This is a genomic window from Bradyrhizobium sp. CCBAU 45384 (genome assembly GCF_028128665.1).
GTDB lineage: Bacteria > Pseudomonadota > Alphaproteobacteria > Rhizobiales > Xanthobacteraceae > Bradyrhizobium > Bradyrhizobium manausense.
In genome coordinates, this window is sequence record NZ_LBIZ01000109.1 from 239,580 (window position 1) to 252,683 (window position 13,104).

Below are 13,104 nucleotides of genomic sequence, written 5' to 3' on the forward strand. Positions count from 1 at the left end.
ATCAGAATTCTCAACTTGCATCTGTTTTGCGCGACATCAAAGCGCGTGGATCAACTCCTGACTAGATGAGCAAAACGCGGACCAACTTCAGTAACGGTTCTTGCTTTCATGGCGCTCACGCAAAGACTAGAGTTTCGGCAATCGCAGTCGTTGGTCATGTCGCCGCAGCTGATGCAGGCTATCAAGCTGCTACAATTATCCAATCTCGACCTTATGACCTTCGTGGAGGAGGAGCTCGAGTGCAATCCGCTGCTCGAGCGAGCCAGTGAAGCTGCAGCTGGCGACGAAGCCCCGACTGAGGTCGATCAGGTCAGCGGCGAACAGCTGGCGGACTCCCAAGCGCGCAACGCCCAGGACGCGGCGCCGACCACCTATACCGAATGGGGCGGCGGCGCCTCGGGTGATGAAGACTACAATCTTGAAGCTTTTGTCGCGGCCGAGACAACATTGTCGGACCATCTCGCCGAGCAGCTCTCGGTCGCCTTCACCGGCGCGGCGCAGCGCATGATCGGCCAATACCTGATCGACCTCGTCGACGAAGCCGGTTATCTGCCGCCCGATCTCGGCCAGGCCGCCGAGCGGCTTGGCGCAACGCAAAAGGACGTCGAGGACGTTCTCACCGTGCTGCAAAAATTCGATCCGCCCGGCGTCTGTGCACGGTCCTTGAGCGAGTGCCTCGCGATCCAGCTCCGCGAGCTCGACCGCTACGATCCGGCGATGCAGGCCCTGGTCGAGCATCTCGATCTCCTCGCCAAGCGCGACATCGCATCTTTGCGAGAGCTCTGCGGCGTCGACGATGAGGACATCACCGACATGATCGGCGAGATCCGCCGGCTCAATCCCAAGCCCGGCATGAAGTTCGGCTCGGCCCGTTTGCAGACCATGGTGCCCGACGTCTATGTCCGTCCGGACCGCGATGGTGGCTGGCATGTCGAGCTCAACAGCGACACCTTGCCGCGCGTGCTGATCAACCAGACCTACTATTCCGAGCTGTCGAAGAAGATCGGCAAGACCGACAAGTCTTACTTCACCGATGCGCTGCAGAACGCCACCTGGCTGGTGCGCGCGCTCGACCAGCGAGCCCGCACCATCCTAAAGGTTGCAACGGAAATCGTGCGCCAACAGGACGGCTTCTTCACCCACGGCGTCGCGCATTTGCGGCCGCTGAACCTGAAGGCCGTCGCCGAAGCCATCCAGATGCATGAATCCACGGTTTCGCGCGTCACCGCCAACAAGTACATGGCGACAAATCGCGGTACATTCGAGTTGAAATATTTCTTCACGGCCTCGATCGCCTCGGCCGACGGCGGCGAGGCGCATTCGGCCGAAGCCGTGCGTCATCACATTAAGCAGTTGATCGATGCGGAGGAGCCCTCCGCGGTCCTGTCGGACGACACCATCGTGGAACGGTTGCGCGCCTTAGGCGTTGATATTGCGCGCCGCACGGTCGCGAAGTACCGCGAAGGCATGGGTATTCCCTCCTCGGTGCAACGCCGCCGCGACAATGAGTGGTCAACGATCAACCGCCGAGAATAGGGCGGGGCTGGCCTCGGCGAAGAAACTCCCAGCCCTCGATTTGGAATCCAGAAGCGACCCCTTGTATTTACCTGGAAGCGGACCTTTGGAGCGAGATCTGGTGATTGGTGATTGAACGATGCTGCTGGTGCGGCATTTGGTAGTAAAGGCCTGACGCCGTCCGAGAGGATCTACGTTCTCAGAACCGAACCCTTCAGACAGGAGGTTTTCTGATGGCCCAGATGAGAGACCTCTCCGCCGCCGCATGATCGAGGACATGACGGTCGCAATTTGTCGCGGAGGACGCAACCTATGATATCTCAGCGCAGTATCGAATTTAGCCGATATTTTCGCCGATCGCCCGCTTCGAGGATATCAAGCGTTCTAGGTCGACCTTGTGGTGACGAGGATTTCTAAGCCGATCCTCAACCAGACCCTCTGTGCGTTGCACGTTTTCTACGGCATGACGGTCGGCCACAGCTTGTCCAGGCACAATTGTCAGCCGCGGCCGGCATCACCAGGCGGAGGTCCGGCCGGATCGCCAGCTTTGCGCCAAAGGGTTCTGCTCAGGACCGGCGAGCTCATGGCGGCTTCAAGACGATCGACGAGGCCTCGGCAGGCGCGATGCCATGCCCGTCGGCTGAGCATGGACGGATCTGCCGAATGGCGCGTCTTCTGACGCGGCGCGTCGGAATTCGGCAGAAGGTCCAACGTAGCAATGCCGACACACACAGGTCGGCGGCTGACGCGATAATCGCTCATAAGGTCTTGAGATATTCGACAAGCGCTCGCCGCTCGGCGTTGGTCAATTCTGGTCCTATGACGCCAGGCGGCAGCTTCCTCAAGTCGGTTTCCTTGCCCTCGAACGAATGCCCCCGATTGCTGTTCCCAAGCAGCGACACATCGAAGTTCGTCAGGCCGGCCGCACAGCTGTCGGTCACCTGTGCTTTCGTGACAAGCCCAACATTGACCGGATCGAACGCACGACTGCCGACGCAAAACGACGTCGGCCGTTTGGCTTGCGGCACCAACATGTCTCTGAGTGTCGGAACGGACCCATTGTGCAGATAAGGAGCCGTTGCCCAAACACCGTCCAACGGGCGCGCCCGGTACTGAGGCTCGAGGGCGACAACGACTTCGTCCTTGCCATTGCGGCTCGCACGCGCCCCGACATAGACTCGCTGGTTTTGGCAGTTCTTCCTCGGCCCCCACATTTGTCGCTTGGTTTCTTCAGAAGCGCCGTTCGCAATGACCCATTGGTCGATCGTTTTGCCGACCACGTCCATGAGCGCGAGTACAAACAGAGGATCTGTTCCATTATCGGCTAGAAGGCCGCAACCTCCGACTTTGTTGAGGTCATCTGCAGGATTCAATCCGAGTGACTCGGGTAAGTGAACGCGCCGCGTGGTGAGGACGTGAGATTGTTGGCGGTCGGTACCGATCGCCGAGACCGGCATCTGGACGACATTAAAATAGTGCCGTCCGCCAATCTCTACCCAATTCTTCTCGTTCATGGCTGAGCGATCGGGGTTCTCTGCGCGCCAGAACGAGCCTTCCGGCCACTTTTTGTCGAAGGCAGCATCGTTCACCGGGCCTCGGTGGCATTCAAAGCAGTGGGCACGATAAAGATGGCGACCTTGTTCAACGAGCTTTTCATCGATCGCCCAGGCCTGGTCACCGCGGAATTTCTCCTGCGCGTGCTTCCATCGGGGGGCTACGAGCCCGGTGAATTTTCTGCCTCCTCCATCTTCGGACGAAAAGGGATCGGTGCCGCGCAGAAGCTCTTCGAACCGCGCGATGTCGGAGAGATGTACAGAGGACGCAAAAAGCGGTCGTTCGGAAGCGGCAGCGGTCATATTGATTTTTGCGCTGACGCCGAGCGCTTCGCCTGCATTCCGAACGAGTTCGTTGAGAACAGAAGCGTCATACTGTGCCCAAAGGAAATACGGCGTGTCCCAGATCGGTGGAAAGCTCACGGGGGCATCATGGCGCGCAAAGTTGCCCTTGAGGAGCGGGTCCCTGAGTACGCCGGTTACGGGATCGAGTAGATTGCTATAGAAAACCTGGTTCCCGATCCGGTTCAGCGCATCAAGTCGACCGAACCCTTCATCGAGGTCCGTCACTCCCTGTCCCGTCAAAAGTCTGTCGGTCTCTGCCTTTTGGTTCTTGATCTTCTGAAGTGCTAGCTCAAGATCGCTTCGCAGCTGCTTTCGATCAACGCTCCGCCCTTTGATCTGCTCCAGCTTGCTGGCGAAACGCTCGAAACGCCATGGCAAGATCAGCGTGTAGCCAATCGACAGCCCGATTGCTCTTTCTACCTCGCCCAGATTGATCATCGCCGGCCCGCCGTCGAACCGGATGCTGACACTCTTGTATTCGAGGTGACCTGTATGACAGGCGGCGCAGGTTAGCCCAATCTGATCTTCATACGGGGCGCCAGTCGTCGGATCGACGCCGCCCTTGAGGATGGCAAAGCCGACCGGCAACGCATTCGGGTTCTCGGGCGCGCTTGGAGTCCAATCGGGGTTGGATGTGTCCCCATTCAGCGCATCGTCGTGATAACCGTAGGCGGCCGCATTGCCGGCGAAGTCCTTTGAGCTGGGACTCGGAATGAAGCCGAGGCGGCGCAGGTAGTTCTCGTCCGTTAAGCTCGTGTAAGAGAAGGACAGCTCCGGGCGTTCCAGGGCCAAAAACCACTGATAAGGGACGGGGATGGTCGCTGTCCCCTGCGATGTGTGGTGAAACCAGTAACGCTGGCCGGAGCTCCAATTTTGCGGCAGCCAATAAGCGCTTTCGATTTTTGATGGCTGGGGTAGGGTCGCAGGCAGTAGTTGAGCGACCAGATTGGCATCGTTCTTGATTTTAAGGGCTGCGTCGCGAACCTTCTCCGGGGCGAAATACACCAGGCCGGCCCCCACGATCACGACAACGACGATTGCTAATACCAGGCTGTTGATATGAGGCCAGCGCATCAACCAGGAATAAAGACGAGAGCCAAAAGAAGGTCTCCCCATAGCAAAGACTCCATCGATCTTTTTCATGCGTCCAGCCGGCTCGGCAGGCTACCGGAAACGGCGACGGCGTCTGTTACTTGTTCAGCAATTGGCTATTGATGAAGGCGACCACGTCGGCGGTCTCCGCAGCCGCGCGCTTGGTTATCGTCGCTGCGGCCGGGCCGCCGTGCAAAAAGGATGGAAACCAACCGAAGTTGCGGAGATTCCAGTCTTCTTTGGGCCAGACCGCACGGTTCACGCCAGGCACTGCGAAATTTTGAATTTTCCTGGCGAGTGGCTGTGCCGTCTCAGTGTGACAGCTCACGCAATCGGTATTGAAGAAATGGCTCTTCTTTGGATCGGCAATGGTATCGACGATCTCGATGACGCGGCTCTTGGGCACGTTACCATCGATGAACTCGGAGGTCGAAACACCCTTACGATCTGCTTGAGGCAAGGGCGGATTCTGCAATGCCGCGTGTCGACAGGTGACCGGATTTTGATTGTTCGTGACCGGTTGCGGGACCACGTGCCTTTCGCCGATCATGCTGAACATCTGTGCGGCGTGCATGCCATCCAGCGTCGGACCGGGGACTGCTATCAAGCCCGCTTGCGGGACCCTCAACATCGATACGAAAATCCACGGTTCGGGCGGTGCGATGCCCATCACGGCCATGGTGTTGAGGCGCTGCGGTGAGAGATGCTTCTCAAGCAAGGCCTTGATCGCATTGCGAAACGCCTTCGCCGATGCCCCTACAAGACCCGGATGCACATTTAGATCACCGGAAGTCGAGACTTTGACATTGCCAAAATGTCCGGCTCCAAGCTCATCGCGCAAGGTCGCGACGTCACGAACGACTGCCTTGAATGCTTCGTCGTCGGGTTTGAATCGTGGGAACGGCGCGCAGCCGTCCAGAGGCGGATCCGCATCGAGCGTGAAGCTGAAGATAAGGTGACCCGCAGTGTCATGAACCTTGAAGCCGCTTGGCCCATTGGTTACTGGCTGAATAATCAGGCGGATTTGCGGTTGGCGGCCAAATTTCGCGATGATCTCCGGCGACAATCCCGGTGCGCCCGGATCGATCCGGATGCCTGCCACAAACCAGGCGTTGATCTTTTTCACTTCATCGGGAAACTGAATGTGCCGTGCACCGGACTCCGGCACGCTCGGATGCTCCGGACTTTCGGCATTGGCGATAAAGCGCGCGAAATCCGCGTCGGAAAACAGCCGCTGCGGCGATCCCGAAGGGCCCGCAAGCTCGGACACGGCGATCAGGTTGGCGAGGTCGGCCGCCGACTTCGGTGGAGGAAAGAGAATGGACACATCATTGGGCGCAAGCGGCCTCGACGCCGCTTGCGTTGGAGCCATTCCTACCTCCAAAACTGCGGCGAACATCACGCCCGCCGCTAACAAGCTCGCAAGCCGTCGCGGAAACAATGATCCGTTGATTTGACCCCTCGCAATCATTGGAAATCCCCTTGTAAGACCAAAATTTTAAACATCTGCTGTCGAACAATCACGCCGCTGCGCGCCTCGCCAAGGCAATGCGGCGACCGGATCAACCCCTTCATTCCTCGCCGTAGAATTGGCTTTGCAAGGTCTTGAGTTTCGTCGGATGCAACGCCTCCCCGATACAGCCGAGGAACATCTCACTGCGTGCATTGATCTGCGCGCGGTCGGCTGCATGCGCCATATCCGTTTGCAACGCGCGCACGGCTGTCCAGTCGCTCGTACGATTCTTGAGCAATTCGAACAGCGTTCGGCGGTTGTTCGGCGGAGATAACCGGTCGTCCCTATACCGGTGCAACCGGAAGTGAGCGAAAGTGACCTTGGCGGAGATCTTCGCATCCCATAGCGCGTCGGGTAGCGTTAGCAGATCAAGACCTTGCAGTTCGCCCAGCTGCTGCATCTGATCCTGCGCTTCCTGGTACTGCTCACGGCCGACCAATTGATACATTCCTCGCGGGCGAAACACCCAGCCGTCGTCCGTTCCGGGCTGGTTGCCAAAGTCGTTGTCGTCGTAAGCGAGCACGAAATTGGCCAGTTCCTTGGGATGATTGAGCAAAGAGGTCACGTCGACCGCGGGCTTGTTTGCGGCCAGAAGCCTTGAGTTATTTTTGTCAATGCGATCGCGCCATTTCTGCGGGAGTTGAGAAACCGCGCTGTAAGAAAAGTTCTCGCTGCTGCGAGTAAAATCGGCGCTGTCGTAAGAGACGGATCCGAGAATATAGGCGAGGATACGGGGATCCGTTTCCTCGACGCGATCCCATTCCTGCAACAAGGCTTTGACCTGCTCGGCCTGATAGTAGGCCATATAGCTCTTGCGATATGGCGGAACCGGTGAAGGCGCCTGCGAATGATCTTTGCTCGATTCATTCAGTTGGTGCTCGTAGGCGGCGACGTTTTCCTGATATTCCTCATAACCGCGCTGTTGCAACCAATTGCTCTCATAACAAGCAAGTAATGGCTGCGGCTTGATCTTTGGAGTTGGTTGATATTCCTTCGCCAGCTCGTCGGCGTAGGCAGCCCGTGCAAGTTTAGCATCCTTCAGCGTTTCAAATGCGGTCACGACCGATCCATTCAGAAGATGGAACAGCTTCACCTGCAGACAATCTGCATTGCTCTGCCTTTCTCGGGACTGATCGAAGTCGTCCTTCGGCACGCAGTCCCAAAAGCGCCCGCTACTCAATGAGATGATATCCTCAGTTTTCTGGGACAACGTCCAGCCGAGTGGAAGGCTATAAAACAAACCCGTGATGTCCGTGCGGCCGAACGTTGGAAAGCGCTGAACACTGGGCGTCACTTCGGCGTCGGGCCGACGGTCAATGCTCGCTGCATGATTGAGAGCGACATAGGTTCGGGAGGTTCGCGTGCTCAGAAGCGCGCGTACGGGCTCCATGAGCTCGCCGAACATGAATGAACCATGGTCACCGAACTGTCCGCTGACGAGAGACAGCAGGTAAATCCTGAATTTCGGCGCATCGGAGGTGCCCTTGATGGCGTTAAGCTTTTCAACCAAGTCGAGCGCAGTCTCAATCCCGGAGTTCTCCACATATCCGCCGTCCACCAAGCGAGCCTGCGGATGAGAGGTTATGCAGTCGTTTTTGACTGAGACGGTCGCCGCCGGCGTCACCCACGGAAAACGTGCGCTCGTAAAAGCGGCCGTGCTGAGCGGGATACGCAGCGAGTGGCTCTTGACCGTTTGGTCCGTCCCAGTGCCCGCACGTTCAAGCGCTGCAAGAACACAGAGGTCCGTGTCTTTAGGATGCAGCGGATCGAAGTCAAAGGGAGAGATGACCGCCCGTTTGCCGCTGCCGGCATCCGTCGTGTTGAACAACAGGGCCGGCATGTTGTTGTCGGGCGTCCAATGGGACTGGAAATCAGCCCTTAGCAGATTGGATTGATTGCCGCTGCCCTTGTTACTGCCGAAGGCTCTGTCACCGGCGTTCTCCAAAGTGTATTCGAGAAAGCGCGCGCGATCGAAGGCCGGGATCGCGAACGGTGAAAACATCTGCGTGAAATCAGTAAACAAAAAGCCGGCAACCAAAGGCGACAGAAAATCGGTTGCCAGGACGCCTGCAACGCGCTGCTCGACCGGCCCAGGAGCATCAATATCTTGGACCCGTCCAACCCCAGCCAGGAAATCCGCGATTTTGGGGCAGGTCTTTGCGTCGAGGGCATTCGAATCAAGAGACGCATTCTCGGCGTGGAGCGCAGCGGCGAAAATTGCCGAACCGACGCTGCCTCCGGACACTCCGCTTATCGCAAACAGATGTTGGCGAAATGCCGGACAGAGATCCTGCATCCGCGCGAGAAACCGCGCCGCATTGTTGGCGGCATAGATCCCTCCGCCTTGAGCCGCCACAATGAAGACGGGATATTCGCCGAGCCTCTTGGCTTCCTCCACTCGCGGTTTTTGTAAAAGCCACTCGCGGAATGCGGCGGCTGCAGACATGCGCGGCCTTTCTGGCTGGCTATTTGCTTCAGAGACCGTGCGCAGTTCGTGGTCGTCACCTGCCAACAAGGAGGCAAGCAGAAACAAGCCGCCAAAGACAACCGGAATAAACGGAAACGCAAATCGGATCGTCAAGAGAGCAAAATGGACCGTGAGACCAATGACACACACCGCAAAGAGAGCGATCACGCCGAACGATCCGAGAAATTGTGCGAGCCTATCGGGCAGCATGAGGAATGCTGCTGTCAACAGCACGATGCCGCCGATTGAGAGTGCGAGAAACCGATAGCGGATGAAGTAAGCGTTGTTGGCGCGGCTCGCCAAATCAATCGAGCGATCTCTTGATCCTATTCGCCAAGTAAATGCCACGAAACAGACAAGCATGACCAGCATGGCGATCGCGAGGATGAACAGCATGTTCCGCTCGAATGCGAGCGCCTGGTCCTGAATGCGGAAGATACTGCCGACTTCCTCAACCTCGCCAATTTTTCGCGCCGGCCGCGAGGCGAATTGGCCGGCTGTGGCGGCGATGATCGGTAGTGCCCCAAGCAGGACGGGAGCCAGTCTAATATAGAAAGCCAGGCGCCCCGAAGGCCTGGGGATTTGCGGCAGGGACGCAGTTGTGAGCTGAAACGCACTTGTCCAAATCGCTATGGCAATCACGCCCAAGGCAGCGAACTCCTTGAACGTCACCCAACCAAGGTCGTCGGCGGCTATCCGGTAGAGCTCCTGGATCTGATCTGGCAGGTAGAGCAACACCGAGATAGCTACTGACAGAACAATTATCCATCGAAGGTTGCGCAACAAAGTAAACAGCTGCTCGCGCACAGTCATCGCGTGATTTCCTCACATATTTACGGAGGTCGCTGGCAAGCCACTGAAATAGGCTCGGGTACCAGGCATTCGCGCCAGCTCGCATTTAAAGCGTTGAGCCCCAAGCATACGGGCTACTTGAAACAGACTGAATTACGGTCACGCTCTTAGGTAGCGCGTTTCATATTTGCACCTCCCTACAGGAGTGTTCCGGGTTTGTCGATATCTTGTAGGCGGCGATCGCAGAGTTTTCCTCCGAATGACTTCCGACTTCTTTGCATCGCTCGCCGAATCGTTGCCGACGCATGTCCCCGCTGAGTTGGCTGAGAAGGCTAATGCGAACTGCACCGTTGCCTGCAGGAGAATGAGCGCTTGCAAGGCACAGGTGCGAGAGTGTCCGCGCCTAAGCTGTGAACGAATAGCCTTCGATAGCGACGTCATGCGGCTTGAAAACAAGCTCCTACGCTTTTGTTCATCGTGACTCCCTGTGAAAACGCAAAAAGCCGACGCTGCCGCTGCTCTAGTCTGAAGAGCTGCGAAGTTCGGCCAGCGCGGTGTGTTGCACCCCGTGCCGAGGCCATCGCTGACGAATGACGGCGGTTCCAGGGGCGATGCTCATCACGATTGGACGTGCGTCAGCCTTCTTTGAGTCATGTCCATGCCGGATTCCTCTCCGAGGGCGGCCGACGTCGGGAGTCTTGCCGTGAAGTTTTTTCGGTGGGTTGAGCGCATCGGGCACACGATCGGGCTGTTGCTCGCGATCGTGGCCATTGTCGCCATCGGAGTGATCGTCGGTCGTCCTGCAGAGAAGAGTGGCAATCAGCCGAACTTTGCAGGCGCAGAGCAGCAGCAAAAGCGCCTCGCGATCTTTCTCGACGGGACATGGAACAGCGTCGACAGTAATACCAACGTCTGGCGGATGCGGGCTCTCTGCGCTGCCAAAGGGTTGGATGGCAAACCTCAACTCGTTTACTATGAGGTTGGGGTTAATGGGTTTTTGGGCGGTGTTTTCGGTCAGGGACTCGATGAGAATATTCGCCTGGCTTACGAGTGGCTCATCGAGAACTACAACCAAGGTGACGAGATCTTTATTTTCGGCTTTAGCCGAGGCGCTTTCACGGCCAGAGCTTTGGCTGGATTGGTTGCCATCAATGGGGTCCTGAAAGCCGGCTCTCCGATCGGGGTGACGGAGCTATTTGATCGCTACAAGAAGGGCGATGAGGAGAGTATTTGGCGATTGAAGGATATCGCAGCGACTGGAGACACCAGCAAGCTGACGGAGCAAGAAAAGTGGCTCCTCAAATACTCTGAGTCAGCCCAAGTAAAGGTGATGGGCGTGTGGGATACAGTGGGCTCCGTCGGCCTAGCGGCAGGGAACATTCCCGGCATCAGCCGTTCTCAATTCGATTATCTCCAGACAGGATTGCGCATTCATATTTTAAACGGCTATCACGCTCTTGCAATCGATGAGCACCGCAACGACTTCGCTCCCACCCTTTGGGATGTTCATCACCCAAAAGATCCTAACGCGGTTATCGCTAAGCCGCGCCCGCTTTCCGGTGTTGAGCAGCGATGGTTTGTAGGTGCTCATGCCAACGTTGGGGGCGGCTATCAGACGGATCTTCTCGCCCAGGCGCCGTTGCGTTGGATGATGAAGAAGGCGGAATTACACGGACTGTCGTTTCGGTCGGAGGTCGATCTCGATGGAGAGGCTGCTACCGCGCCGATCGCCGACTCGTATGCCTCCTTTGGCTCTGGTCTCTATGCGTGGCTCACTTCGCCCCTGTATCGCACCATCGGCAGGGAGCCGGATATTAGGGAAGACGGCACCCACATCAACGTCAATGAGACGATCGATGCAAACGTGTTCAAGCGATGGCGAGCTGATCCAACGTATCGCCCGGCGAACGTCATAGAGTGGGCGTGGCGCAAGAAAGTTGATCCCGCTCAGTTTCAATCAAGCGTGCGGGCTGACGATCCTAGTGTTGTTGCGTCGGACCCGTAGGCTCGTGTGGGGCGAAGGTGGCGCTCACCGATCGGTGACCATCTACTGCTGCTGTGTTTCTAGCCATGCGCTGGTGACACCCGCTAAAATGACCTACTTGAAGCGCTAACGCTGTAGTTGCACTGAATTTTCCACAGAGTTGCTCTTGCGGAAAATCGGGTGCACTTACAATTTTCTCGCCAGTTACCTAAAGCAGCTGAACGAGAACAATGCAGCCGATTTATCGGCGCCGGCAAGTCGAAAGCTGCAGGTTACGTCGACTGGTGGGGGATCATGCTCGCGGATATGGATCCTCGCGTCGAGGTGCTCACCGGACCGCGCCCGGCGACGCGAGCGCGGTGCTGCTCGCGGCCGCGGCATCGACCAGGCAAGTAGCGACTCGCATTCTGACCGGCGGTGCATAGATGCCGGCCACGTCGAAGAAAAAGGGCACCGGAGATTAATACCATCGTGGAACGACCATTATGACCAGGCTCTCGCGACGGTGAGGTGAAGCCTCTGCCCGTCCTCCAGAAGAACAGATATTATCGGGCAGTCGTTGGTGGTCTTGCTGATGGAAACCGCGGCCTTGCGCTGCCCGAGGGAGTAGTGCCTCAGGAGGGCTTCCTTGACGTCCTCCGCAAGGATTGCCAGCGGGTCTGAAAGCATGGTGGTTGCCATGGTTTTGATTTCCCCACGCTCGTTATCTTCATTCAGCATACTTTTGTCCTGGATCTATTTGCGGCGCACTTTCCTGAGGTTTGGACGATTTCCTGCATCGCACAGGAATTCCACAGCGGAATTCATTGACCTTTGGCGAGATCTGATCATGCGATAGGATCGAGTAGACGCGCACATCGGTTGAGATTGCGAAAAAGAACAACCGCCTAACTTCCGAGGTGGTCGGCGAAATGCCCGGGCTTTCTACTAGCGCCCTGTCACGACGGCTGAAGAGGCTCCGCTCAGAGGGCATCATCGAAGTCGACGTCTCAATCGCCTCGCGGAAAGCGTTGGGAAGACCTATTCAAATGTTCGTGCTGGTCACCCCTGGAGCGGGAGCGCGCCTCCCTTGCGAAATCGATCCTATCGGCCATTGCTACATGATGCGTTAGGGCGGCGGCAGTTCTCGCACGAGGTCTTGCCGGATCGGCTAGCATGACCAAGCGCTCCCCCACAAAGATTTCGTGTCCGACTTCTGACACCGGACAAAGTTTGTCAGGTTCAAGACACTGGCTGCGTTTGAGGCGCATTGAAATTTTCAAAGCGTAGTCAGGCGCTTGAGGCGTGCCGACCGAGATGGCCCGCCTGTTGCTATTGGTATGCAGAAGCAGGGAGTGAGGGCTGAGCGCACACCAGATGCGCAAAACGAGTGATGCTCTGCTTCTCTTGACCCCGTGTGCTCTGTTTCTGAGAGAGACTGGCTAGCGGACAAAGTCGCGCAACGAGTGGCAATAGTTTTGGAGAACAACATGGTGCTGCGTATGGAGTCCCCAGCTCCTCCGATCAAGGTGGAGAACTGGCTGCGAGGCGAGCCACTCACGAGCTTCCAGCCCGGGAAGGTGTATATCGTCGAATTTTGGGCAACTTGGTGCGGACCATGTACGGAAGTCATGCCTCATCTAGTAGAGCTGCAAGAGAAATACAAAGACAACGGACTTGAGCTGCTCGGCGTCGCAGCTTCCGAAAAGGCTCCAACGGCGGACGAGGCCCGAACAACGTTGGACGCGTGGTTGACCGACAAGTTCTCGAACCTGAACTATCGGATCGGGTTCGACTCCACAGGCGAAATGAACAAGCTTTGGATGGACTCCAGCTTTTCTGTCGGGATTCCCACCTCGTTCGT

Annotated in this window: 8 protein-coding genes; 4 read left to right on the forward strand and 4 right to left on the reverse strand. The window is 57.3% G+C overall.

All coding sequences use genetic code 11. From position 1 onward, the window contains the following. Positions 1-108: 108 nt before the first annotated feature. Positions 109-1,536 carry an RNA polymerase factor sigma-54 gene (rpoN, locus tag XH80_RS20670; RefSeq protein WP_271600160.1) on the forward strand — a complete coding sequence of 476 codons (1,428 nt, stop codon included), beginning with the start codon at positions 109-111 and terminating at the stop codon, positions 1,534-1,536. 737 nt (positions 1,537-2,273) lie between these two features. On the opposite strand, the gene XH80_RS20675 is transcribed toward rpoN, so the two are convergent. The 3 genes from XH80_RS20675 to XH80_RS20685 form a co-directional block, all read right to left on the reverse strand. Further along, the gene (locus XH80_RS20675; RefSeq protein WP_271600161.1) at positions 2,274-4,556 is read right to left on the reverse strand and encodes a di-heme-cytochrome C peroxidase; all 2,283 of its coding nucleotides are present in this window, start codon (positions 4,554-4,556) and stop codon (positions 2,274-2,276) included. Positions 4,557-4,602: 46 nt separating this feature from the next. Next, positions 4,603-5,877, reverse strand: a complete 1,275-nt coding sequence (locus XH80_RS20680) for a hypothetical protein (RefSeq protein ID WP_271600162.1) — start codon at positions 5,875-5,877, stop codon at positions 4,603-4,605. 199 nt (positions 5,878-6,076) lie between these two features. Then, positions 6,077-9,298 carry a hypothetical protein gene (locus tag XH80_RS20685; RefSeq protein WP_271600163.1) on the reverse strand — a complete coding sequence of 1,074 codons (3,222 nt, stop codon included), beginning with the start codon at positions 9,296-9,298 and terminating at the stop codon, positions 6,077-6,079. 682 nt (positions 9,299-9,980) lie between these two features. On the opposite strand from XH80_RS20685, the gene XH80_RS20690 reads away from it, so the two are divergent. Beyond that, entirely contained in the window at positions 9,981-11,282 is a 1,302-nt protein-coding gene (locus XH80_RS20690) for a DUF2235 domain-containing protein (RefSeq protein WP_271600164.1), read from the forward strand. Positions 11,283-11,744: 462 nt separating this feature from the next. Here the strand turns inward: XH80_RS20690 and XH80_RS20695 are convergent, their stop codons facing one another. After that, positions 11,745-11,981 (reverse strand): hypothetical protein, encoded by a 237-nt coding sequence (locus XH80_RS20695; protein ID WP_271600165.1) that lies wholly within the window; start codon positions 11,979-11,981, stop codon positions 11,745-11,747. Positions 11,982-12,172: 191 nt separating this feature from the next. Between XH80_RS20695 and XH80_RS20700 the strand changes: the two genes are divergently transcribed. Continuing rightward, complete coding sequence (locus tag XH80_RS20700) at positions 12,173-12,373, forward strand: hypothetical protein (RefSeq protein ID WP_333968839.1); 201 nt, start codon at positions 12,173-12,175, stop codon at positions 12,371-12,373. A 357-nt stretch (positions 12,374-12,730) separates the two neighbouring features. Then, positions 12,731-13,104: TlpA disulfide reductase family protein (locus XH80_RS20705; RefSeq protein WP_271600166.1), on the forward strand; the 374-nt coding region annotated here is incomplete at its 3' end.